17 protein-coding genes are annotated in these 25,076 nt (G+C 60.2%); all 17 read left to right on the forward strand.

What is annotated here, in order from left to right; genetic code table 11:
• Window positions 1-6: 6 nt before the first annotated feature.
• The gene (locus tag ACFQDI_RS21840) at window positions 7-990 is read left to right on the forward strand and encodes a LysR family transcriptional regulator (protein WP_377170924.1); all 984 of its coding nucleotides are present in this window, start codon (window positions 7-9) and stop codon (window positions 988-990) included.
• 209 nt (window positions 991-1,199) lie between these two features.
• A complete protein-coding gene (kbl, locus tag ACFQDI_RS21845; protein ID WP_377170926.1) occupies window positions 1,200-2,390 on the forward strand; it encodes a glycine C-acetyltransferase in 1,191 nt (396 codons plus the stop codon).
• 12 nt (window positions 2,391-2,402) lie between these two features.
• The gene (locus ACFQDI_RS21850; protein ID WP_377170929.1) at window positions 2,403-6,020 is read left to right on the forward strand and encodes a proline dehydrogenase family protein; all 3,618 of its coding nucleotides are present in this window, start codon (window positions 2,403-2,405) and stop codon (window positions 6,018-6,020) included.
• A gap of 8 nt (window positions 6,021-6,028) precedes the next feature.
• Window positions 6,029-6,613: a MarC family protein gene (locus tag ACFQDI_RS21855; RefSeq protein WP_377170932.1), complete on the forward strand. Its 585-nt coding sequence runs from the start codon at window positions 6,029-6,031 to the stop codon at window positions 6,611-6,613.
• A gap of 13 nt (window positions 6,614-6,626) precedes the next feature.
• Window positions 6,627-7,646, forward strand: a complete 1,020-nt coding sequence (locus ACFQDI_RS21860; RefSeq protein ID WP_377170935.1) for an alkaline phosphatase family protein — start codon at window positions 6,627-6,629, stop codon at window positions 7,644-7,646.
• Window positions 7,646-8,266, forward strand: coding sequence for a trimeric intracellular cation channel family protein (locus ACFQDI_RS21865; RefSeq protein ID WP_377170937.1), 621 nt, complete (start codon window positions 7,646-7,648; stop codon window positions 8,264-8,266). Before ACFQDI_RS21860 ends, ACFQDI_RS21865 begins: the two co-directional genes overlap by 1 nt.
• A 49-nt stretch (window positions 8,267-8,315) precedes the next feature.
• Window positions 8,316-9,365 carry an NHL repeat-containing protein gene (locus tag ACFQDI_RS21870; protein WP_377170939.1) on the forward strand — a complete coding sequence of 350 codons (1,050 nt, stop codon included), beginning with the start codon at window positions 8,316-8,318 and terminating at the stop codon, window positions 9,363-9,365.
• A 35-nt stretch (window positions 9,366-9,400) separates the two neighbouring features.
• Window positions 9,401-11,083, forward strand: coding sequence for an SGNH/GDSL hydrolase family protein (locus tag ACFQDI_RS21875; RefSeq protein ID WP_377170941.1), 1,683 nt, complete (start codon window positions 9,401-9,403; stop codon window positions 11,081-11,083).
• Window positions 11,084-11,178: 95 nt separating this feature from the next.
• Window positions 11,179-11,766 (forward strand): RNA polymerase sigma factor, encoded by a 588-nt coding sequence (locus ACFQDI_RS21880; RefSeq protein WP_377170944.1) that lies wholly within the window; start codon window positions 11,179-11,181, stop codon window positions 11,764-11,766.
• A complete protein-coding gene (locus tag ACFQDI_RS21885) occupies window positions 11,763-12,041 on the forward strand; it encodes a hypothetical protein (RefSeq protein WP_377170946.1) in 279 nt (92 codons plus the stop codon). Before ACFQDI_RS21880 ends, ACFQDI_RS21885 begins: the two co-directional genes overlap by 4 nt.
• A complete protein-coding gene (locus tag ACFQDI_RS21890; RefSeq protein WP_377170948.1) occupies window positions 12,038-12,406 on the forward strand; it encodes a hypothetical protein in 369 nt (122 codons plus the stop codon). The genes ACFQDI_RS21885 and ACFQDI_RS21890 overlap by 4 nt, the downstream gene beginning before the upstream one ends.
• Window positions 12,403-15,219, forward strand: a complete 2,817-nt coding sequence (locus ACFQDI_RS21895; protein ID WP_377170950.1) for a DUF1549 domain-containing protein — start codon at window positions 12,403-12,405, stop codon at window positions 15,217-15,219. Before ACFQDI_RS21890 ends, ACFQDI_RS21895 begins: the two co-directional genes overlap by 4 nt.
• A gap of 4 nt (window positions 15,220-15,223) precedes the next feature.
• Complete coding sequence (locus tag ACFQDI_RS21900) at window positions 15,224-16,570, forward strand: DUF1501 domain-containing protein (protein WP_377170952.1); 1,347 nt, start codon at window positions 15,224-15,226, stop codon at window positions 16,568-16,570.
• A gap of 42 nt (window positions 16,571-16,612) precedes the next feature.
• A complete protein-coding gene (locus tag ACFQDI_RS21905; protein ID WP_377170955.1) occupies window positions 16,613-17,263 on the forward strand; it encodes a GntR family transcriptional regulator in 651 nt (216 codons plus the stop codon).
• Window positions 17,260-19,698 carry a DUF1553 domain-containing protein gene (locus ACFQDI_RS21910; protein WP_377170958.1) on the forward strand — a complete coding sequence of 813 codons (2,439 nt, stop codon included), beginning with the start codon at window positions 17,260-17,262 and terminating at the stop codon, window positions 19,696-19,698. Before ACFQDI_RS21905 ends, ACFQDI_RS21910 begins: the two co-directional genes overlap by 4 nt.
• Complete coding sequence (locus tag ACFQDI_RS21915) at window positions 19,695-21,095, forward strand: DUF1501 domain-containing protein (RefSeq protein WP_377170960.1); 1,401 nt, start codon at window positions 19,695-19,697, stop codon at window positions 21,093-21,095. The genes ACFQDI_RS21910 and ACFQDI_RS21915 overlap by 4 nt, the downstream gene beginning before the upstream one ends.
• A gap of 23 nt (window positions 21,096-21,118) precedes the next feature.
• On the forward strand, window positions 21,119-25,075 hold the full coding sequence (locus ACFQDI_RS21920; RefSeq protein ID WP_377170962.1) for a DUF1592 domain-containing protein: 3,957 nt from the start codon (window positions 21,119-21,121) through the stop codon (window positions 25,073-25,075).
• The last annotated feature ends 1 nt before the right edge of the window (window position 25,076 follow it).

Genomic DNA, 25,076 nt, shown 5'->3' on the forward strand with positions numbered 1-25,076 from the left:
CTGACGATGAAAGCAAAATCCAGCGCCCCCCAAAGAATCGGCAGAACAGCCGAGTCTCCGGCGCGTCGTTATTTCAAGGAGGTGCGTTTCCGGCAGATCCGCTCTCTGGTGGAGCTTTCGCGGCAGGGCAGCTTTGCGGCGACTGCGGCGGCCATGGGGCTGGCTGTACCCTCCGTCTGGCAGCAGATCCGTGCGCTGGAGGATGAATACGGGGTGCAGTTTGTCGTTGCGGAAGGATCCAAGGTTTCACTCACCGATGATGGGCGTGCGCTGGTGGACCTGGCTGCGCCGCTGGTCGAGTCCTTTGATGGTCTGCGGGCGTTGTTTGAGGATCAGCGCAGCACTGCTGCGCGCACACTGACGGTCGTGGCACCGGCTGCGATGCTCACCGGCGCGCTCAGGCGGCCCATCATCCTGTATCGTCAGAATCATCCCAATGTGAAGCTGGTGCTGCTGGACCGGCCCTCCTACCTTGCCCGGCAGGTGATCGAGAGGGATGAGGCGGATCTCGCCATCATGGGCAAGGCAGCCGGAGACCAGGTGATGCCGCAGTTTCAATACCAGCCGCTGGCGCGCTATGCCTTTTATCTCATGTGTCCCGCGGATCATGCGCTGGCGCGTGTGCGCCAGCTGACGCTGGAGGGCATCGTCAGCCAGCCCTTGGTGCTGGCTCCGGTGGAGAGCAGCTCCCACCGGCAGATCCGCCAGGTGTTTGCCCGGGCCGGGCTGGCAGACCGCATGAACGTCACAGTGACAGCCACGAACCGCGCCCTGCTGATGAACTATGTCGCCATCGGTTTTGGCATCGCGATCGGAACGAGTGCGGCGAGTGTGAAGCCGCCGAAGCGTGGAGCGGGTGAGGTCGAAGTCGTGGTGCGGGAAGCCGCCGCGCTGTTTGGCCACGAGGAGGTCTTTCTGGTGCAGCGCAAGGGGCGCTTCGAGCCTGCGCATGTCCGGGCTTTTCGTGAACTGGTGGTCAAAGCTTTTTGAGACGCTGGGATCCGGCGGTGCGCGCCGCTTCCGATTGCGTTATGGGTAGGGGTTGCGCCTGGTGCAAAGCTCAAGGTGACCCGACGTCATGAATTGTGAGGTGTGATACGCCTGGCGGGTGGCGTTCTTATGAAGGCAGCGCCTGTCCGAGCAGGCGAAAAATGCTTGTTGCTAATATATGGGAAGTTAATCCATTATACCGTTCAATCATGAGCCCAACCTTCACGACTCACCTTGGAACACAGCTCGATGCCATCCGCGCTGCGGGCACCTACAAACGCGAGCGGGTGCTGTCCACGCCCCAAGGGACGCTGGTGCGTGCCAACGGAGGCGGCGCGGTGCTCAACCTCTGTGCCAATAATTACCTCGGCCTGGCACAACACCCCAAGGTGCGGCAGGCTGCGCATGAGGCGCTGGAGCACTGGGGCTACGGGCTGGCCAGCGTGCGCTTCATCTGCGGGACGCAGGGGGTGCACAAGGAGCTGGAGGGTGCTCTGTCCGACTTTCTTGGCATGGAGGACACGATTCTCTACGGCTCCTGCTTTGATGCGAACGGCGGGCTGTTTGAAACGATTCTGGGCCCGGAAGATGCGATCATCAGCGACGAGCTCAACCACGCCTCCATCATCGACGGCGTGCGTTTGTGCAAAGCGCAGCGCTACCGCTACAAAAATTGCGACATGGCTGACCTGGAGGCACAGCTGATCGCGGCGGATGAAAAAGGCGCGCGCTTCAAGCTCATCGCGACGGATGGAGTCTTCTCCATGGATGGATTTATCGCGCCGCTGAAGGCCATCTGTGATCTGGCGGACAAATACCAGGCGCTGGTGATGGTGGATGACTCGCACGCGGTCGGCTTCATGGGCCGGACAGGCCGTGGGACTCACGAGCACTGCGAGGTCATGGGCCGCATTGACATTCTCACGGGCACTCTTGGCAAAGCGCTGGGAGGTGCCAGTGGCGGCTACACCAGCGGAAAAAAAGAAATCATCGATCTGCTGCGGCAGCGCTCGAGGCCGTATCTTTTTTCCAACACGCTTTGTCCCAGCATCGCAGGCGCGTCCATCGCGGCGCTGAACCTGCTGAAGCAGTCCACCAGCCTGAGGGATCATCTGGAGGTGAACACCCGTTTCTTCCGCGAACAGATGGCAGCGGCAGGTTTTAACATCGTGCCTGGGGAACACCCCATCGTGCCGGTGATGCTGGGTGACGCAGCACTGGCGGCACGGTTTGCGGATGCGATGCTGGAGCGCGGTGTCTATGTGATCGGCTTCAGCTATCCAGTCGTCCCGCAGGGCAGGGCGCGCATCCGCACACAGATCAGTGCCGCGCACACGCGTGCCGATCTCGAAAAAGCGGTGCAGGCGTTTATCGCTGTCAAAGAGCTGCTGGGAGTCTAACCTGGCAGCGCCATGAAAGAAGAACTGATTTCACAGGCAGTCGAGCTGGCGCGCCGGCTGCAGCTTCGTGCTGCCGAGCTGCAGACACCGGCGGAGAGGCGGCAGCAGGCGGAGCTGGACCGGATGCTGCAAAACCCTGCGGACAAAGCCACGCTGGTGCAGCTCACAGATCAGGCATTTCGTCCCAGGTCGGCGGCGCGGGTGGCAGATCAGTTCACCCACATTCTGGATGTGCAGGGCGTGCCCCGCTTCTTCAGCCCGCTGGACCGCGCGATGCTGCGCGGCTTTCAGACCTTTGGAGGCTGGCTGCCGGGTGTCTCCGTGCCGATGGTCAAGGAGCATATGAGGCATGAGACGGCCAATGTCATCCTGCCTGCGGAGCCCGAGGTGCTGGCCGAGCACCTGCGCCAACGCACTGCACAAGGGGTGCGAATGAATGTGAACTTCCTCGGGGAGGCCATTCTCAGCGAGGCGGAGGCGGAGCGCAGGCTCAGCTTGTACCTGGAAGCCTTGCAGCACGCGGAGACGGAGGTGTTTTCGGTCAAAATATCCACGCTTTACTCGCAGATGTCTCCGATCTCGCGGGAGCATACGATCTCGATTCTCAGCGAGCGGCTTGAGCGGCTGTATCGCAGCGCCGCACGCGCCACTTTCACGCGACGTGACGGAACGCAGGTGCCGAAATTCATCTACCTGGACATGGAGGAGTACCGGGACCTGAGCCTGACGTGCGAGGTTTTTATGCGCGCGCTGGAGCGGCATGGGCTGGAGAAGGTGAGTGCGGGCATCGTGCTGCAGGCCTACATTCCTGACTCATTCATCTGGCAGCAGCGCGTGCATGAGTGGGCGCGGGGGCGTGTGGCCGGAGGCGGGGCGGGCATCACGATGCGCATCGTGAAAGGGGCGAACATGGAGATGGAGCGCTTTGAGGCCGCCGTCAAAGGCTGGCCGCAGTCACCCTATGAAACCAAGGCTGACACGGATGCGAACTACAAGCGCATGCTGCATGAAGGATTCCGTGCTGACAATCTGGCTGCGGTGAAGCTGGGTGTGGCCTCGCACAATCTTTTTGATGTGGCCTATGCGCTCACGCTGGCCCGGCAGAACGACGCGATGGAGCGTGTACAGTTTGAAATGCTCGAAGGCATGGCCAACCATCAGCGGCGTGCGCTGTTTGAGGAGGCTCCGCAGCTGCTGCTGTACGCGCCTGTGTGCCGCAGGGAGCACTTTCTCAGCGCGATAGGCTACCTCATCCGCCGTCTGGATGAAAACACCGGGCCTGAAAATTTTCTGCGCCATGCCTTCAATCTCGTGCCGGGCAGTGAGCACTGGCACCAGCTGGAGCGGGGCTTTCGCGAGGCCTTTGCACGTATCAGCACACTCAGTGCCGAGCCACGCCGAACGCAGGACCGCAGAAAAGAGATCCGGGCGGATCAAGCCTCTCCCGCAGCGGGTGCAAAGTCTGATTTTCGGGCTTTCACCAACGAACCTGACACCGACTGGGCGCTGCCGCACCATGCGCAGTGGGCGCAGGGCATTGTGGCGTCATGGGAACGGCGTCTTGTGGAGGTGCCGCTGGTGATTGATGGCGTGGAAATTTCCGCCGGGCGTGAGGTGCGCGAGTGCCGTGACCCGTCGCGTCCGGGAGCGGTGGCAGGGCGCCATGTGCAGGCCGACAGCCAGGACATTGTGCGTGCGGTGGAATGCGCGGCCAGGGATGAAGATGGGTGGCGCGCCTTGTCCTGCCACGAAAGACAGGCGGTGATGGCGCAGGTGGCCAGGGAAGTGCGCCGGGCGCGTGCTGACCTGATGGGGGCTGCGCTGGCAAACTGCGGCAAGACGCTGGCTGAAGCGGACCCCGAGGTGAGCGAGGCGGTGGATTTCATCGAGTTCTACTCACGGGCGGCACACGCCTTCCACGAGCTGCCGGATGTCGCTGCTTCTGGCAAAGGAGTGGTGGTCGTAGTGTCGCCATGGAATTTCCCCATAGCCATTCCCTGCGGTGGCATTGCCGCTGCGCTGGCGGCGGGGAATACGGTCGTTCTGAAGCCTGCCTCTGATGCCGTGCTGCCTGCGTGGGAGCTGTGCCAGTGCTTCTGGCGCGGCGGTGTATCCAGAAAGACGCTGCAGTTTGCCCCCTGCTCAGGTGGCAGGGAAGGGGCGCAACTGGTGCAGCATGCCAAGGTGGATGCAGTCATTCTGACTGGAGGAACGGAGACGGCGCTGAGCATGCTGCGCGCCAAGCCGGACCTGCCGCTGAGCGCTGAGACGGGTGGCAAAAACGCCACCATCGTCACGGCAATGTCTGACCGTGACCAGGCCATCAAGAATGTGCTGCACTCGGCCTTCAGCCATGCGGGACAGAAGTGCTCCGCCACCTCCCTGCTGCTGCTGGAGGCGGAGGTGTATGATGATGAGGGGTTCAAACGTGCGCTTGTGGAGGCTGCGGAGAGCATCACCGTCGGTTCTGCGTGGCAGCTTCAGACCAAGATGGGCCCGCTGATCCGGCCACCGTCAGGAGATCTCGAAAACGCCCTGCTTACGCTTGAAGAAGGGGAATCCTGGGCGCTGATGCCGTGCAAGCTGGAGGGCAACGAATGCCTCTGGTCACCTGGCATCAAATGGGGGGTGCGGCCGGGCAGCTACACCCATATGACCGAGTTCTTCGGGCCGGTGCTGGGAGTGATGAGATTTGAAAAACTGCATGAGGCCATCGCGATCGTCAATCAAACCGGGTATGGCCTGACCAGCGGTCTGGAAAGCCTGGATGACCGTGAGCAGGCCGAGTGGAAGGCTGGCATCCGTGCCGGGAATCTCTACATCAACCGCGGAACCACAGGTGCTGTCGTGCTACGGCAGCCCTTTGGAGGCATGGGCAGGAGTGCTTTCGGTCCTGGGCTCAAAGCTGGCGGGCCAAACTATGTGGCGCAGTTCATGAAGTTTGAGGTGGCTCTGAAACGTCCGGGTGATGAACCTCTGAGCAATCCAGCTTTGGAGCAGCTGAATGCGAAAATCGTGAATGATTCGTGTGGCGTGCCGCCAGAGCAGCATTGGCGCACCCTGCAGGCATTGCAGAGCCTTGATCAATGGTGGCGCACTGAGTTCTGCTGTGAGCACGATCATTTCCGTCTTGCAGGCCAGGATAATGTCCGACGTTATCTGCCGCTGCGTGCTGTCCATGTGCGTGTAAGCCGCGAGGACGGCTTTTTTGAAATCTTCACGCGTGTGGCGGCAGTGAGGGCGACGGGTGCGAGAGCGATTGTCAGCAGGCCTTGTGGACTGGACACCTATGAATTGGATCTTCTGGAGAAGCTGACGCTGGACTGGGCAGGTCTGATCGAATTTGCAGAAGAAGACGACGAAGCATTCGCGGGGTCCATCCGTGACGGTCATGTGTGCCGTGTCCGCTACGCCGCCGCAGATCGTGTGCCTGAAGCAGTCCGGCGTGCCGCTGCGGAGTCCTGCATTTACATTGCCGATGCACCGGTGCTTGCTGAGGGGCGCGTGGAACTGCTGTGGTATGTGCAGGAGCAGAGCGTGAGCTTTGATTATCACCGCTACGGCAATCTGGGATCTCGAACGGGGGAAGAACGTGCAACCTTGGTTGCACCCGTCACAAACAAGGGCTGAATGCCGCCATGGACACGCTTTCCGCCACGCTGCTGCTGATCACGATCATGGACCCGCTGGGGAATGTGGCCACGTTTGTGTCAGGGCTGCGTCCGGTGCCGCCAGAGCGGCGCCTGCGGGTGATTGCGCGGGAACTCATCATAGCGCTGGTGATTCTGATCCTGTTTCTCTTCCTCGGCCCCTGGGTGCTGGGGCTTCTGCATTTGAAGCAGGAGGCCCTGTTCATCAGCGGTGGCATTGTGCTCTTTCTCATCGCCCTGAAGATGATTTTTCCGCCATCGCGCCGTGAGAAGGAGGAAGTGATGACAGAGCCGTTCATCGTGCCGCTTGCCGTTCCGATGATCGCGGGGCCTTCCGTGCTTGCCACGCTGCTGGTGCTGGTGAGCACGCATCCTGAGCAGCTCTGGAGGTGGTTTGCCGCGCTGATGATCGCGTGGTGCGTCACGGCTGCGGTGCTGCTGTGCGCACCTGCCATTGCCCGAGTGCTCAAGGAGAAAGGATCGATGGCCGTGGAGCGTCTCATGGGCATGCTGCTCGTCATGGTGGCAGTGCAGATGCTGCTCAACGGCATCGAGCAATACACCAAGCACTGAGCTGCTACATCCTATGAAATCTGCCATTACCCTTGTTTTGATCTGCCTTGGCTGCGCCGGCCAGCTGTCCGCCTACGGGCCGGGAAAAGACAGCGACTTTGCCGGCAAACGGGTGCTGTTTATTGGCATCGACGGCTGCCGGGCGGATGCGGTGGCTGCTGCCATGGAGCGTGGACTTGCGCCGCAACTGAAGATGCTCTGCGAGAGCGAGCGCGGGGTGTTTACACGAAAGTTTTATGCGGGTGGTGAAATGGGCGCGGCTACTCATCAGCCCACTGTCAGCGGGCCGGGCTGGACCAGCCTGCTCACCGGAGTGTGGATGGACCGGCACGGAGTCAAAGACAACCGGTTCATCGGCGGGCGCTTCCAGACTTATGCCCATTTCATGAGGCGGATCAAAGAGGTGCAGCCGCAGGCTTTTTGCGCGTCGTTTGCAGACTGGCCGCCGATCCATGACTTCATCGCGGACGGATCGCGCAAAGGGGATGCGGAGTTTCTGGATGTGAAATTTACCCGGGCGCCAGATGCTTCGCGACACTTTGTGGACAATCCTGAAAAGGACATCGAGGTGCGGGATGCCGCGCTCAAAACATTAAGCGGCAGAGATCCGGACGTGATGTTTGTCTATTTTGGACAGGTGGATGAATTTGGACATGGGGCGACAGATTCGCGAGCCAGCTTTTCGCCCGACAGCGCGCTGTATCTGAACGCCATCAGCCACGTGGACTCGCACATCGGAGAACTGCTGCGGGCCATGCGGGCGAGGCCCAGGTTTGCCGAAGAGGACTGGCTGGTGCTCGTCACGACGGATCATGGCGGGCTCGGCAACAAGCATGGCGGCGACAGCGATGAAGAGCGACAGATCTGGCTTGCTGCCCATGGTGCAAGTCTGCCCAAAGAGAAAATGCTCACAGAACCAACGCCACAAACCGCACTCGTGCCGATGATCTACCAGCATCTCGGCATCCGGCCCTCTCCGGAGTGGAACCCGGAACCGCCTCCTGTGCAAAAACCTGAACAACCCGTGAAGTGATGCCTGCCTGGATCGAATATTTTGCCGTCGCCGTCTGCGCCATTTCCGGTGTGCTGGCTGCTGAGGGGAAGCGAATGGATCTCTTTGGCGTGATGGTGCTGGCGCTGGTGACGGCGGTGGGCGGCGGCACGATCCGTGACCTCTGCCTCGGCGCCCAGCCGGTGTTCTGGATCAAGCAGCCGATGCATGTATGGACGGCGCTCATCGCTGCAGTGGCTATGTTTGTCTTTGTCCGCTTTACACACGTGCCCCCGAGGTTGCTGCTGCTGGCAGATGCCTTTGGGCTGGCGCTCTTTGGCATCGCCGGCACGGAGAAGGCGCTGGCCTTTGGCGTTCCCGGGGTCGTGGCGGTGCTGCTGGGGGTGGTGACTGGCGTGGCAGGCGGCATTTTGCGAGATGTGCTGCGTTGCGAGGTGCCGTGGGTTTTCCAGGCGGAGGTGTATCTGTATGCAACGGCTGCGTTTGCCGGGGCGCTGGTGTTTGTGCTGCTGCGCCAGTGGTTCCCAGCCTCGGAGAGCGACCGCTACATTGGCATGGCGGTCATCCTGTCGCTGAGGCTTGCGGCCATACGCTGGAAGCTGCGGCTGCCGACCTTCAGGAGCCGGATATCAGAGCTGTAGCGCTTTCTTTCTCGAAAGGAGCCGAGGGATTGGGGTGTTACGTTGGGTCATGAACCGCCGCCGTTTTATCTCCACGACCACTGCCTCCGCTCTCGCGGCCCCTTTTGTGAAGGCGCAGAGCAAGACCTCGCTTAACGGAGCCATCATCGGGCATGGCGAGCATCGCTACCGTGTGGATCTGGAATGGTGCAAGGCGAACCGGGAGAAACATCCCGTGAAAAACTGCCATGAGATGGTCATGGATGCGCAGAAGAGGCTGATCATGATCACTGACGAGGCGAAGAACAACATCCTCATCTTCGATAAAGAGGGCAAGGTGCTCGATGCCTGGACTCTGAAACTGCGCGGAGGCCATGGGCTGAGCCTGGATGTGCGAGATGGCAAAGAATCCCTGCTGCTTTGTGATCCGGGCGGTGGCCGCGTCGTCAAAACGAGCCTGTCGGGCGAGGTCGTGTTGGAACTGCCGCATGCGAAGGACTGTGGTGCTTACGATGCCGTGACCAAATACGCTCCCACCGAGGCAGTGGCGGGACCGAATGGCGACATCTACGTTGCAGACGGCTACGGCTCCCAGTTCATCCTGCAGTTTGACGCTGCTGGGAAATTCATCCGTAAATTCGGCGGTAACAGCACCCAGGCGATGAATGCGGGGAAGTTCATGCAGGCGCATGGTGTGACCATCGACACCCGTGGACCCACGCCGCTGGTGCTCTGCACGGAGCGTATACGTAATGAATTTCACTGGTATCAGCTCGATGGCACCTATTCGCATTCCGTGTATCTTCCCGGGGCCTTCATGAGCCGCCCGGTTATTGCGGGAGATCTGCTGCTCTCAGGCGTGTGCTTTGGCATGAAGCCCAATGACTACCGCATGTGGCGTGAGCGGGGCTTCATCATCATCCTGGACAAGAACAACCGCGTCATTTCCGCACCGGGCGGGCAGCAGCCCAAGTATGAGGGAGACCAGGTGAGTCTGCTGCTGCAGGACCAGCCTGTTTTCCGGAATGTGCATGACGTCTGCGTGGATGATGCAGGCGATCTTTATGGCTGCCAGTGGAATGCGGACCAAGTCTATCCTTACAAGCTGCACAAGGTGTGATAAAAGACTGCTGAAATCACCGACTTGATCATTCCATGCGTTCCATCCTGCTTTCCCTGCTCCTCACTGCCACCGCTGCTTTTGCGGCGGAGCTCCCCAAAGAACAGCGCATCGTCTTTTTGGGCGACAGCATCACCCAGGGAGGGGGCTACATCGAGTTCATTGATGCGGCCTTGATCGCCCAGCATCCGGAGGTGACGAAGGACATCATCCCGCTGGGGCTCAGTAGTGAGACGGTGAGCGGTCTGAGTGAGGAGGGGCATGCCGGTGGCAAGTTTCCGCGTCCGGACCTGCACGAGCGTCTGGACCGTGCGCTGGAAAAGACCAAGCCAGAGCTCGTCTTTGCCTGCTATGGCATGAATGACGGCATCTACCTGCCGCTGGGCGCGGTGCGCACGAAGGCGTTTCAGGATGGGATGAAGAAGCTGCATGACAAAGTCACCGCCGCAGGCGCACGCATCGTGCATCTCACACCGCCGGTGTTTGACCCCGTGCCGATCAAGGCGCGCGTGGTGCCTGGCGACCAGGTGAAGCCGGGCCAGTTTTACCAGGGTTACAACGAGGTGCTCGACTTCTACTCCGACTGGCTGCTGGAGATGCGCCAGAAAGGCTGGGAGGTGCTGGACATTCACGGGCCTATGAATGCCGCCATTGCAGAAAAGCGGAAGACGGAGCCTGAGTTTACCTTTTCCAAAGACGGTGTGCATCCTGGCCCGGAGGGGCATCTGATCATGGCCCGTGCCGTGCTCGATGCCTGGGGGCTCAAAGTAAAACCAGATGGCACACCTGACCATCCCAACGGGGCCGCCATCCTCGCGCTCGTCAAAAAGAAGCATGCGATCCTGCGTCCGGCCTGGCTGAGCTATGTGGGGCACAAGCGCCCCGGCAATCCTCCGGGGCTGCCCATTGAGGAAGCCAAGGCGAAGGCTGCCGAGCTCGATGCTGAGGCGCGCAAGCTCGCCAACTCCAAGGAAATCGTGTTTCCGAATCAGACTGGCGAATGGAACGGCTATGCAAAGCACGAGCTTACCATCGCTGGCAAGCCGGTGACCGTCGTCGCACCGAAGACCGCCGCTCCGGGCAGGCCATGGGTCTGGCATGGGGAATTCTTCGGGCACAAGCCCGCGCCGGACATCGCCCTGCTCGGCAAAGGCTTCCATATCGTGTATATGAAGATCAATGACATGCTCGGCTGTCCAGATGCCGTAAAGCTGTGGAACCAGTGCTACGCCGAGCTGACCAGCAACTACGCTCTCAGCACCAAGCCCTCACTTGTCGGGCTCAGCCGCGGCGGCTTGTACTGCTACAACTGGGCGATCGCCAATCCTGACAAGGTTTCCTGCATCTACGCCGATGCGCCGGTTTGCGACTTCAAGAGCTGGCCCGGCGGCAAGGGCAAAGGCAAAGGCGATGCGAAAAACTGGGCGCTGGTGCCCAAGCTGTGGGGCTTCAAGGACGAAGCCGAGGCGCTCGCTTACAAGGGCAACCCCGTGGACAATCTTGAGCCGCTGGCAAAGAATCATGTGCCGCTTCTGCATGTCTTTGGAGACGCCGACGACGTAGTGCCGTGGGATGAAAACACCGGTTTGATCGAGACGCGCTACAAGGCACTCGGGGGCAGCATCACCCTCATTCGCAAACCCGGCGTGGGCCACCATCCCCACGGTCTGGACGACTCGACGCCGATCATCGAGTTCATCGAAAAAAATGCGAAGTAAGCCCGTTGGGACATATCTTTTCCGGAAGCTGTAACCGCTGCTCATCCTGCCCGTAGAAGCCGGGAAAGGATGTGTCATCGTGATCTCCAGCTTCCATGATTCTGACCGACAGCGAATCCCGCGCCTGCATGGCAGCATGGCTGCGATGCAGCGACGAGCGGGCGGCACGCTCTCTGATGGAGGCGTTCTATCCCTTTGTCGCCTCCCTGATCCGTCGCCACGTCGCAGATTCCGGATGCGTGGAGGATCTGGCGCAGCAGACCTTTGTGCGGTGTTTTGCCAAGGCCTCGCAGTGGGATGTATCCAAGTCTCTGGAGCCCTGGCTGGCACGAATCGCCATCAATCAGTGCCGCGACTATTACCGCGCACGCCGTGCAAGGCCGGAGCTGCGCTGGAGCGATCTCACCCAGGGGGAGCAGGATGCCCTGCAGGCCACGCTGACGGCTGCGGAGCCGAAACCGGAGGCGCTGAACGACGAATCACGCTCACTCATGCTGCGCCTGCTGGACACGCTGACTGCGGACGACCGCATGGTGCTCAGCCTTTTGCATCTCGAAGGCAAATCGACCGAAGAAATCGCCGCAATCAGCGGCTGGAGCCGCACGCTGGTGAAGGTGCGTGCCTTCCGCGCCCGCCGCAGGCTGCGCGCGGCTTTTGAACAACTCGAAGCATCACACACATGAACGAAACTGATCAACGACTCGAACAACTCGCCTCTCGAGCACGAAGCGCGCCGACTGTTGTGCCGGAGGAACTGCCCTATGGCTTTGTGACACGTGTGCTGGCCGCCTCGACCGAAATGCCAGACAGCTCTACCCTGTGGGCCCGTTTTTCGCTCGGAGCCCTGCCCGTGGCTGCCGTAGCGACGGCCGCCTGCCTTTGGTGGTCTGCCGGTGCCATGAGCGCCGACGCGCACGATCTTGCGCAGGTCTTCATCCAAACGCCGCTTTTCCCATGAAAAAATTCTACATCGTCATCTCACTTGTCGGGCTCTTCATTCTAGGCACCCTGTTCGGTGTTGGTCTTGCGCTGCCTTTCGCGAAGAAGCTCATTAGCGAAGATCACTTCGTGCAGCAGCGCATGAAGGAGGAGATCAAGCGTCTGAAGCTCACTCCCGAGCAGATCGAAAAGTCGAAGCCGATCTATGACCAGCTTCTGCTGGATCTCGCAAATATCAAAAACGATACGCTCACCGCCATCGCCCAGGCTTCGATTCGTCAGTCCACCGAGCTGGCCGGGCTGCTCACACCCGAGCAAATTGAGGAGTTCAAGAAGCTCGGTGACGAGCGCCGCGTGAGATTTGAAAAATTCATGAAGCCATGAAGACGCATTCATTCCTCCTGCTGATCGCCTTTCTCGCCTCGGCTGCGGCCCAGGATGTCGCGCTAAATCAGAAGCTTGAACAGGGATTCACCGCTTTTGACCAGGACCATGATGCCGCCCTGAACGCTGCTGAGTTCAAGGCGCTCGGGGAGTATTCGCCGAAACTCAAGGGCAAGCCGCAAGTGGTGGACTACTTGTTTCACATACTTGATGTGAATCAGGATGGCAGGCTCTCGCATGATGAATACATGAACATCGCCGCCATCAGCGGCGGCACGAAGCCTTCTGCCGAAAAGCCGGTGGTCGCCGAGACTCCGGGCAGCGCTGACCAGGTGGCATTCTTTGAGAAGAAGATCCGGCCGGTACTCGCGGAAAAGTGCTACAAATGCCATGCCGAAAATGAAGAGAAAATCAAAGGAGGCCTAGTGCTGGATACCCGGGATGGCATCCGACGCGGTGGAGACAGCGGCCCGGCTATTGTTCCAGGTGATCTCGTGAAGAGCCTTCTCATCGAATCTCTGCGCTACACCAACAAGGATCTGCAGATGCCTCCGGAAAAGAGCGGCGGCAGGTTGCCGGATTCTGTCATCGCTGACTTTGAGCAGTGGGTGCGCATGGGGGCGCCCGATCCCCGCGAAGGCAAAGCTGCCGTGGTCAAATCCGAGTGGGACACGGAGAAGGCCAGAAGCCACTGGGCCTTTCAGCCAGTGAAGCAGCCAGCGGTGCCGTCTGTGAAACACACAGCATGGCCAAAAACAGACGTAGACCGCTTCATCCTTGCCGGGCTGGAAGCGCGGGGGCTGAAGCCGGTTGGTGATGCTGCGCCAGCCGTGCTGCTGCGCCGGGTGTGCTTTGATCTTACCGGACTGCCACCCACACCTGAGCAGGTAGATTTTTTTGTGGCGAATCCTGATGTGAAGTCTTTTGAAAAGATCGTCGATAGCCTTCTCAAGTCACCTCGTTTTGGCGAGCGCTGGGGGCGGCATTGGCTGGATGTGGCACGCTATGCCGAGTCCTCTGGAAAAGATGTAAACTGCCTCTATCCGCATGCCTGGCGCTATCGTGACTATGTCATTGAAGCATTCAACAGCGACAAGCCCTTCGATGACTTTGTCCGTGAGCAGATCGCTGGTGACCTGCTCCAGGCCAGAGACAACCGCGACCGTGCGATGAAGCAGGTCGCCACCGGCTTTCTTGCCATAGGCACACACAGTCTGAATGAGCGCAGCCCCAAGCAGCTGGCGCTCGACACGGCTGACGAGCAAATCGATGCCGTTTCCCAGGCCGTGCTCGGCCTCACGGCGGCCTGTGCGCGCTGTCATGATCACAAGTTTGATCCCATCTCTCAGCGCGACTACTACGCGCTCGCTGGCATCTTCCTCAGCACGGAGACGCTGTATGGAACCGCGCCAAATTTCCAAAATATTCATGCCACACCGCTGATCGAGCTGCCAACGGACTGCGGCCTTCCACGCATGCCCCTCGTGCTTACGCCAGAGCGCCGTGCCGAACTGGAAAAGGAACTCACCAAAACGGCGCGTTACGGCGCGCTGCAGTTTTACACCACAGCGGCAAAAGCCCTCTTCACGGGCAAGGGGTTCAATGTGAACAATGACCCGCAAAAGCTGGTCATGTTTGTGGGCATCAATGCCAAGATCGGCGAGTGCAAGACCGAGCTGGCTTCCTATGACAGTGAGGGTCGGCAGAAGCGGTTGGCCATGGGCGTGCGCGATTATCCCGCCACGCCCGCCGCCGGGCCGCCTACGAAACCGAAGTCCGTGGAGGAGACTTTTCAGATGATCGCTGGACGTCCAGCACAGTATTGCTCGATCAATGACAGCCCGCTGTTTGCTCGTGGCGATGTGGAGAAGCCCGGTGCCAAAGTGCCACGTGGCTTTGTCAGTGTGCTTTCAGCGGCAGCAGCCGAGATTCCTGCCAGGGAAAGTGGTCGCCGTGAGCTTGCCGAATGGCTGGTGTCATCTGCCAATCCTCTGACCGCACGTGTGTTTGCCAATCGCGTCTGGCACTGGCTTTTTGGCAGAGGAATTGTTTCTACAGTGGACAACTTTGGCACCACCGGCCAGCCTCCCGCCAATCAAGCGCTGCTAGACCATCTGGCGCTTCGTTTGCAGGCCGGAGGCTGGTCCATGAAGTCCCTCATCAAGGAAATCGTCATGAGTCGCGCCTACCAGATCTCCTCGGCACATGAGGCTGAATCCTTCGAGGCGGACCCTGAAAATGCGCTGGTCTGGCACATGTCTCCACGTCGCCTGGACGCAGAGTGCATCCGTGATGCCATGCTGGCCGTCAGTGGTGGGTTGAAGACGGATGCACCGGTTGGCTCTGCTGTCGCGCAGTGTGGAGATGCGGCGATCGGTGGCTTTCCCATTAAAAGCCTTCGTGCTCCTTTGAGCGAGGAGCCTTTCCTGACCGCAGGCGGTGACATGCGCAGCGTCTATCTTCCGGTGCCACGCAATGCCGTCCCTGATGCGCTCAACGTTTTTGACTTTGCCGAACCCAGTGCTGTGAATGGCAGCCGGGATGCGACCACGGTGCCCTCGCAGGCCTTGTTTCTTCTAAACAATGACTTCGTGGGTGCGCAGGCCAGACGTCTTGCGGACAGGCTCCGCCCTCTGCCTGAAGACCAGCGAACCGCCATGGCGTTCAAGCTCTCTTTCGCCAGGCTGCCCACCGCTGCCGAGACTCGTGCAGTTCAGCGCTTCTTTGCTGATTTCCCGCGTCTGGAAAATGACGTGCTCACCTCCTTCTGCCGCGCCCTGCTCGGCAGCGCTGAATTCCGCTCCATCGACTAAACTCATGAACTCCCGTCGTCATTTTCTTCAGACCAGCGGAGTCGGCTTTGGCTGGCTGGCATTTCAGGCACTGGCTCAGGCTGAGGCCGGCAACCCTCTGGCGGTTAAGCAGCCGCACTTCAGCGCCAGGGCCAAGCGCGTCATCTTCCTGTGCATGCGAGGTGCGCCCTCCCACGTGGACACCTTTGACTACAAGCCCAAGCTTGCCGAAGCTTCCGGAAAGGATGGACGTGCTCCTGGCACCAAGCTTCATGGCTCACAGTGGAAGTTTTCACCTCAGGGAAAATGCGGGCTGCCGATCAGTGAGCTCTTCCCTCATCTTTCCAAGCATGCGGATGAGCTGTGCCTCATCAATTCCATGCACACGGAGCTGCCAGCGCATGCTCAGTCTTTTCTGAAGCTGCATACGGGCAATTCACAGTTTGTGCGTCCCTCACTCGGGGCCTGGGCGCTTTACGGCCTCGGCACCCTGAATGAAAACCTGCCGGGTTTTGTCACCATCGCGCCTCCCTCCTTGTTTGGAGGAGCGCAAAATTATGGCAGTGCCTTTCTGCCCGAGATCTATCAGGGCACCCGCGTCGGATCGGACGCGCGGCCCATTGCCAATGCGCAGGTACGCAATATTACGCCACCCGTCAGCAGTGTCGCTCAGCGGAAGGAGATCGAACTGATCCAGACACTGAACCGGGAAAAAATGAAGCGCGATCAGTTCAATCCCGAAATCGAAGGGGCGATCGAGTCCTTTGAGCTGGCTTTTAAAATGCAGAGTGAGATGCCAAAGGTCATGGATCTTTCCAAGGAAAACCGACAGACGCTGGAGGCCTACGGTATTGGCGATGGCCGGGCGACGGATGATTTTGGCCGAAAATGCCTCCTCGCCCGACGCATGGTCGAGGCTGGAGTGCGATTTGTGGAAGTCACACACAGCGACTGGGACCATCATTTCAAAATCTCGCAGGACCTGCCAAAGACCGCCGCCGCCGTGGATCAATCCATCGCCGCGCTGCTCGCGGATCTGCAAAGCCGGGGCCTGCTCAAGGACACGCTCGTGGTCTGGTCAGGAGAGTTTGGCCGCACACCCCATGGACAGGGCGTGGATGGGCGCGATCACAACAGCAAAGGCTTCACCGCCTGGATGGCCGGCGGCGGTGTGAAGGGCGGGCTGCGCTACGGCAGCACGGACGATCTTGGCTACGAAGCGGTGGAGGACAAGATGCATACCCATGACTTTCACGCCACCATTCTGCATCTGCTGGGCCTGGACCACGAGCGGCTCACTTATCGCTACGCTGGCCGCGACTTCCGGCTCAGCGATGTGAAAGGCAGTGTGGCAAAAAAAATCCTCGCCTGAGATAGACAGTGGTATTCGGCCCGTATTAAAACGGTATACCGAATGAAAACAGCCGCTGCTTCTCCCTCGCGCTCAGATTCCACAGCCTTGCTGCTGCGGGCTGAAATTCTCAATGGCAGCTCTGCGCCTGGTGCGCTGCTGGCAGAGTCTGCCGTGGCCCGGAGGCTGGGGGTCAGCCGTGTGCCGGTGCGGGAGGCGCTCTTCGCGCTCGAGCGTGAGGGGCTCGTCGAGTTCAGCCCCACGGGGCGTGCTTTTGTCAAAGACCTGACTCCGCAGGATTTTGAAGAGCTGTATGTGCTGCGCCTTGCTCTGGAGCCGCTGGCTTCACGTCTCGCGGCGCAGTCATTCAGGGCAGATGTGACTCTGCTGGAAAAAAATCTGTCCGCCACCCGCAGGGCCCGCTCTGTGCAGGATGTGACGCTGCTGGATCTGGACTTTCACCAGATCATTCTCGAAGCCTCCGGAAATGCGCGTCTGGTCAAGCTCTGGAACTCCCTGCGTGGCGAACTGGAACTCTGGCTCGGACGTTTGCACCGCACGCATCAAATGCAGACCAAGGAGACCCTCCAGCAGACGGTCGATGCGCATCAGTCCATCGTCGAAAGTTTCAAGACTCAAACGCCCTCCACCTGCGAGCGCCTGATGCGCGAGCACATCCTCGGCTGGCGTGAATGGCTGCCTCTTGCCCCATGAACCGCGTCTTCCAAAGCCTGGGCATCGGCATGCTCGCGGTAGCCTCGATGAAGGCGGAGGATAACCTTGCCTTTTTTGAGGCCAAGGTGCTGCCATTGCTTCAGAGCCGCTGCTACGAGTGCCACTCGCATGAAAAGAAGATCAAAGGCGGGCTAGCTCTGGACTCAAAGACTGGCTGGCAGGCTGGTGGAGACAATGGCGCGGTCATCGTGCCAGGAAATCCGAAGCAGAGTCATCTCATTGAGGCGGTGCACTACACCAATCCTGAAATGGAAATGCCGCCCAAGGGGAGGCTCGCAGCAGATGAGATTGCCATTTTCGAGCAGTGGGTGTCCATGGGAGCGCCGGACTCTCGCGTCAAAAAAACTGCCAGCTCTGCTCGCGTGATCGATTGGGAGGCCGGGAAAAATTTCTGGGCCTTTCAGCCGGTGCACGCTGAAAAGCCGCCTGGAGTAAGACATAAGGAATGGCCGCTTGTTCCAGTGGACCGATACATACTGGCCGCACTTGAGGCCAAAGACATGATGCCTTCGCAAGATGCGGATGCCTATACCTGGCTGCGTCGTGTGACGCTTGACCTTACCGGCCTGCCACCGGCGCCGGAAGAGGCGGCTCGTTTTGATGGGGCGGCTTCTGAGCGTGCAGCGGTGGTCGAGCGTCTTTTGCAGTCACGCGCCTTTGGCGAGCGCTGGGCCCGCCATTGGCTGGACCTCGTCGGCTACGCAGATCAGATAGGCACTTCAAACAACGTCTTTGCCGAGCACGCGTGGCGTTACCGGGATTACGTCATCGACGCCTTCAATTCCGACAAACCGTTCGACCTGTTCATCCGTGAGCAGATCGCCGGAGATCTGCTGCCTGCTAAAACACCCCAAGAGCGCGCGGCAAACATCACCGCCACGGGATTTCTGGTGCTGGGGGATGTTGAAATCGTCGCCGTGGACAAGCTCAAGATGGAGCACGATCTCGTGGACCAGCAGGTCAGCAAGATCGGCACTGCCTTCCTTGGCATGACGCTGGGCTGCGTGCGCTGCCACGATCACAAGTTTGATCCCATCTCACAGGCCGATTATTACGCCATCGCCGGCATGTTCCGCAGCACGGATGCGACTTACAAGACTGACAATGGCGTCTGGAGCAGCGTCAACAAAACCGAGCTGCCGGAAACAGCGGCGCAGAAGGCCAGGCGTGAAGTGCTGCTCGCTGCAAACGACACTCAAATCCGTGAGTGGGAAGCCGAGCGCGATCTCGCAAACAAAGAAAAGGCCGAGGTGGAAGAGCAGATCGCGAAAGTGACCAAAGACGCGAAGCCAGAACTCGAAAAGAAACGCGATGAAACTGCCGCGCGCATCAAGACGCTCAATGCCCGGATCGAGCACGCGAGGTTCTTCGCCCCTGTAGCGCCGAAAGCCTTTGCCGTGCACGACCGCGAAAAGCCTGCCGATATGCGCATCACCATCCGCGGCAATCCTTACGCACTGGGAGACTCAGTGAAGCGCGGAGCCTTGCGTGTCGCATCGTGGTCTGATTTCCCTGCGATCCCAGCAGGGCAAAGCGGCAGGCTTCAGCTCGCGGACTGGGTGGCTGACGCACGCAACCCGCTCACCGCCCGGGTCACAGTGAACCGCATTTGGCAGAAGCTCTTTGGCGAAGGTCTTGTGCGCAGCGTTGACTACTTCGGTGTCCGTGGAGAGACCCCCACGCATCCAGAGCTGCTGGATTACCTCGCGGCACGTTTCATGAAAAACGGCTGGTCGCAGAAGCAGCTCATCCGCGAGCTCGTCCTCAGCCGTGCCTACCGCATGAGCAGCGCCAACAATGCCACCGCTGCAGCCAAAGATCCTGACAACCGCCTGCTCTGGCGCATGAACCGCCAGCGACTGGATGCCGAGGCGATCCGCGACTCCATGCTCGCAATCAGCGGCGGTCTTGCATCTTCAGTGGGTGGTCCTGCACTGCCGCTGGAGTTTCCAGAAAACGTCACCAGCCTTAGCCCCAAAGCGGTCAATCCTCCGGCGTTTTCATTCAAGAAGATGCGCCCGGTGCATGACTACGAGCGCACCATTTATCTGCCTGTCATCCGAACGGCTGCCCAGCCGGGCTCTGCCAAGCTCAGGGATGTGTTTGATTTTACCCAGCCTGCGCAGATTGCCGGCAGGCGTGCAGAGACAGCCGTGCCCACTCAGGCTTTGTTCCTGCTCAACAGCGAGCTCGTCCGCACCCGCGCCATTGAGACAGCCCGGCGGCTGACCGCTGAAGAGTCAAACGTGGGAGGAAGGCTTGAAGCACTGTGGCTGCGCATCCTCAGCCGCCCCATCAGCAGTGCCGAGCGCGAAGATGCCCTGAAATTTCTCGAATCCATGCCAGCTGACAAGTCGTGGGTCGAACTGTGCCACGCGCTGCTCTCCTCCAACGAATTTCTGCTCCGCCTATGAATGCACCTTCCATTTCCCGCCGCTCATGGCTGCAGCGTTCTGCCGCTGGTTTCGGTGCTCTCGCGCTGCATGATCTGGTGCAGGCGGCTCAAAGTCCCCTCGCCGCCCGGGCACCGCAGTTTCCGGCCAAAGCCAAACGCGTGATCTTTCTGTTCATGTCCGGCGGGCCTTCGCAGCCCGACTTGTTTGACCCCAAGGACTACATCCGCCGCATGCATGGCCAGACCATCACCGCGCCCATCAATACCAAGGAGCTGCGTGTCGGCACGGACAAGTTCCTGGCGCTGGCCACTCAGGGAGAGGTGCGTCCGCGTGGGCAGTCCGGCATGATGATCTCCGACCTGCTGCCACATACCGCAAGCATCGCCGATGAGATCTGCCTGCTGCGCGCCGTGCATGCGGACAACAACCAGCACCAGCCTGCTGCCTTGCAGTTTCATACCGGGGTGACAGCGGATGTGCGTCCGTCGATTGGGGCCTGGATCAGCTACGGCCTCGGCATGGAAAATCAAAATCTGCCGAGCTTCATCAGCATCCACCCTGACAGCGACACCCGGCTTTATGGTTCGTCCTTTCTGCCTGCGGCCCATCAGGGCACCAAGGTGGTCATCCCCACCAGCGACAAGCAGTCGCCCATCGACTACCTGGCGGATGTCTCCGGTGATGTGAAGGCTCAGCGTGCGCGCATCGATTTCACCCAGCGCATGAACCGCCGACTGATGGGACAGACGGGCTCCGATGCCCGCATGGAGGGCATGATTGAAAGCATGGAGACCGCCTTCCGCATGCAGACTACAGCTCCTGAGCTGGTGGACATTTCGAATGAGTCCGAGGCCACCCGGAAACTCTACGGAGTCGGAGGCAAGGACACGGATAAAAACGCCCGAGCCTGCCTTCTCGCCCGCAAGCTGAGCGAGGCTGGCGTGCGTTTTGTGCAGGTCACCATGGGTGGCTGGGACCATCACGGCGACATCCGCAATGCACTCCCCAAAAGCTGCGCCGCCAGCGATCAGCCCTGCGCTGCACTGATCAAAGACCTCAAGTCCCGTGGCTTGCTTGATGACACGCTGGTGGTCTGGAGCGGTGAGTTTGGCCGCACGCCATGGAGTCAGGATCTTAGCGGCACCTCGCCGATCGAAAAGCATGGGCGTGAGCATCAGCCTGAAAGCTTCTGCTCCTGGATGGCAGGTGGCGGCATCAGACCCGGATTCACTTTCGGTGAGACAGATGATTTCGGCTTCCGCCCCGTCTCAGGAAAGGTGCACCTGCATGACCTGCACGCCACCATCCTGCATCAGCTAGGGCTTGACCATGAAAAGCTGACATGGCGTCACCTCGGCCGCGACTTCCGGCTCACGGATGTGCATGGAAACGTCGTGAAGGAGATTTTGTCATGAGGCCTTTGTTTTCAGTCCTGTCTTTGTCTTCATTCCTGGCCCTGCATGGCGCAGCGTATGGTGCGGATGATTTTCAGGCATCGATCCTCCCTTTGCTCAAAGAGCGCTGCAACTCCTGCCACTCCACCGAGAAGCAGAAGGGCGATCTGGACCTGGAGCGCTTCACCTCCGTGGCGGACATCAAGCGCGAGCCCATGATCTGGGAGGGGGTGCTGGACCAGATTCACCTGGGTGAGATGCCGCCAAAAAAAGAGCCGCAGCTCACTGATGAGCAGAAAAAGCGGCTCGTGCAGTGGGTGCAGTCCAGGCTGGACGAAGTGGCCCTGGCCAATGCTGGAGATCCCGGCCCTGTGGTGCTGCGTCGTCTCTCCAACATGGAGTACACCTACACGCTGCGTGATCTCACCGGAGTGGAGTCGCTCGACCCCGCCAGAGAGTTTCCCGTGGATGGCGCTGCGGGTGAGGGGTTCACCAATGCCGGTGCGGCGCTCGTGATGTCCCCCGCATTGCTCAGCAAGTACCTTGATGCAGCCAAGGAGGTCGCTTCTCATGCGGTGCTCACTCCTCAGGGCATGCACTTCTCCCAGTCCAACTCACCGCGTGACTGGGCGGACGAGGCTCTGGCCAAGATCCGCCAGATCTACCGCCGCTACAGCGAATCTGCGGGACAGTCAGAAGTGAAAGTGGCGGGTGCCAAGATCATCGCCAAAGACGAGGGGCGTCTGCCGCTGGGTAAATACCTCGCTGCATTGCAGGGGCAGGGGAGTGCCGATGGGCTGAGTCCGAAATACCTGGCACTGCTCAGACAAGCTCTCAGCAGTTCGCAGCCATCCATGCTGCTGGATCCGCTGCGCGCCAGGTTTCGTGCAGGAAAGCTCACTGTGGCAGATGTGGCCGCCTGGCAGCAGGCCTTGTGGCGCTTTGCCAGTGTGGGGCACATCGGCAAGGAAAACGGTCCCAAAGCCTGGCAGGAGCCCGTGGCTCCTTTGGTGGCCCGGCATGAAATCCGCATGAAGCTCACGGCTCCCAAGGATGGAGGAGATCGCACCCTCTATCTCACCACGACAGACGCAGGAGATGGCAGTGAGAACGATTCGGCCGTGTGGGAAAATGCGCGGCTGGTGGCCCCTGGCCGTGCTGATCTTCCGCTGCGCGACTTGCCAAAGCTCATGGAGCGTCTGAAGCAGCGGCGTGCACAACTGATTGCCGGTGTGCAACCCTGCCTGGCTGCGGTGCATGAGGCACAGATGAACCCCGAGCGCACGGATGTGGTCGTGCTGGCGCAGAAACATGGCGTGGATCCCGCGCTGCTGCTGGGGTGGCTGGACTATGTCGGCGTCGGATCGGCCAGTCAGGTGAAGCTGGAGCCGCTGCTCACCAAGAAGGTCCAGAGTGTTCCGAATTACAATTTCATCAAGGGATGGTCCGGCGAGCAGGCGCTCAGCGTGCTGGCAAACTCTTCTGACAAGACTCCGCGTATTCCGGGTTTGATGCAGGCGCACAGCGTCGCCACGCATCCCTCTCCCACACGCGCTTCGGTCATCGCTTGGCGCAGCCCGGTCAGCGGCTCGCTGCATATCCAGGGGGATGTGGCGGACGCAGACGTAGCATGCGGCAATGGCATCACCTGGTCCCTGGAGGTGCGCCGGGGCCACATGCGGGATGTGCTCGCCTCCGGAGTCAGCAAAGGATCGGAACGCATTTCCACAGGAGCCTTCGACAAGGTTCAGGTTATGAAAGGAGACGTGGTAGCCCTGGTGATCGGCCCCAAGGATGGAAACCACAGCTGCGATCTTACCACGGTGAATCTGACTCTCACGGATGGCCAGACGACCTGGGATCTGGCAAAGGATGTGTCTCCCAACATCCTGGCGGGCAATCCCCACGGTCCCTGGCATTTCCTCACCCAACCTGCGTCTCAGCAAGTGGACTCGGCGATTCCTGATGGCTCTCCTCTGGCCCGCTGGCGCAAGACCAAGGATGCGGCCGAGCGTGAGATGATCGCTGGGGAGGTTCGGGCATTGCTGGAAAGAGATCCCGTCACACTTCCTGCCGCTTCGCCCGAGCAGGCTCTGCGCCGCCAGCTCCTTTCAGCAACGGGGCCTCTTCTCATGGCTGTCTTGAAGGAGCCTGCTCCGGGCACTCCTGCGGCATCCAGCTATGAGGTGAAAGCTCCCTCGGTGGTCGAGATCAAAGTTCCCGCCGAATTGATTGAAGACTCGGAACTGGTGGCTACAGCCCGGCTGCTGAACCCCGAAGGCAGCCTGCAGATGCAGGTGCATGAAGTCAGGCCCGAATCGCTCAAAGGCCTCGCCGTTGACGAAGCGCAAACCGCGCAGTCCAAGGGCCTGTGGTCTGACAACAATCTGCACACGCATCACAGCGCACCGGTGATCGTGAGCGAGCAAAGCGCCGCCCGCAGCCGCTTCCAGGCCGCCTTTGATGAGTTTCGCAGTCTTTTCCCCATCGCGCTATGCTACACCCAGATCGTGCCGATTGATGAAGTCGTCACGCTCACGCTCTTTCACCGTGAGGATGATCATCTGAAACGCCTCATGCTCTCCGAGGCCGAAGGCGCCGAACTCGACCGCCTCTGGGATGAGCTGCGCTTCGTCAGTGAATGGCCGCTGAAGCAGGTGGATGTCTTTGAGCAGCTTTTCCAGTTTGCCACGCAGGACGCCAAGCCCAGCGCCTTTGAGCCGATGCGTGCGCCTATCATGAATGCGGCCGCTGCCTTCAAGCGTCAGCTTGTTGAGACAGAGCCGGCGCAGGTTGCCGCCGTGGTTGAGTTCGCGGAAAAAGCCTGGCGTCGGGCACTGAGCCGTGGGGAGCGTGAAGGGCTGCAGGACCTCTACCAAAAAATGCGCAGCCAGGAGCTGCCGCATGCTGTTGCCACACGCATGATGCTGGCACGTGTGCTTGTCGCCCCTGCATTTCTCTATCGCGGGGAGAAGGCCATGCCCGGCTCCAAAGCCGCGCCGGTCAGTACGCATGAGCTTGCCACACGGCTCAGCTACTTTCTTTGGTCATCCTGCCCGGATGCTGAGCTGAGCCAGCTTGCTGCTTCTGGAAAGCTGAATGATCCCGCGGTGCTCTCGGTGCAGGTGCAGCGCATGATGAAAGACGCCAAAATACGCCGCCTCGCCACGGAGTTCGGCTGCCAGTGGCTGCATGTGCGCGATGTCGGCACGTTGGACGAGAAAAGCGAACGGCACTTTCCCACCTTCGTCTCACTGCGCGAGGACATGCAGGAGGAGGTGACCCGCTTCTTCATCGACATCCTTCAAAACAACGGCAACGTCCTCTCACTGCTGGATGCCGATCATACCTTTGTGAATGCCAGCCTCGCGAAGCACTATGCGCTGGAGGTGCAGGGGGATGCCTGGCAGCGCATTGATGGACTGCAGGCCAAAGGACGCGGTGGCATCCTCGGCTTTGCCGCCACGCTTGCCAAGCAGGCAGGCGCCTCCCGCACCAGCGCCATCTTGCGCGGCACATGGCTGAGCGAGGTCATCCTCGGAGACAAGCTGCCCATCCCGCCGAAAGGCGTGCCCGTGCTTCCTGAGGAAACGCCGGCCAATCTCAGCGAGCGGCAGCTTATCGAGCGCCACAGCCGCGATGAAAACTGCTCCGGCTGCCATCGCCGCATCGACCCCTTTGGCTTTGCTCTCGAAGGCTTCGACGCCATCGGACGCGCGCGCAAAGCAGATACAAAGACCATCTTGCCAGATGGCACGGCTGTCGATGGTCTGAATGATCTGCGTGCCTACCTGATCGACAAGCGAGGTGATGACTTCGTGCGTCAGTTCTGTCGCAAGCTGCTCGGTTATGCCCTGGGCCGCAGCGTGCAGCTTTCAGACAAGCCTTTGATCGAGTCCATGGTCAAAAGCGACCGCCGCATGGTTTCTCTGATCGACCTCATCATCCACAGCCCGCAGTTCCTGGAAGTGCGGGGAAAAAACACCATCGCCCAGCACTGAT

This window comes from Prosthecobacter fluviatilis (assembly GCF_042655725.1).
GTDB classification, from domain to species: domain Bacteria; phylum Verrucomicrobiota; class Verrucomicrobiia; order Verrucomicrobiales; family Verrucomicrobiaceae; genus Prosthecobacter; species Prosthecobacter fluviatilis.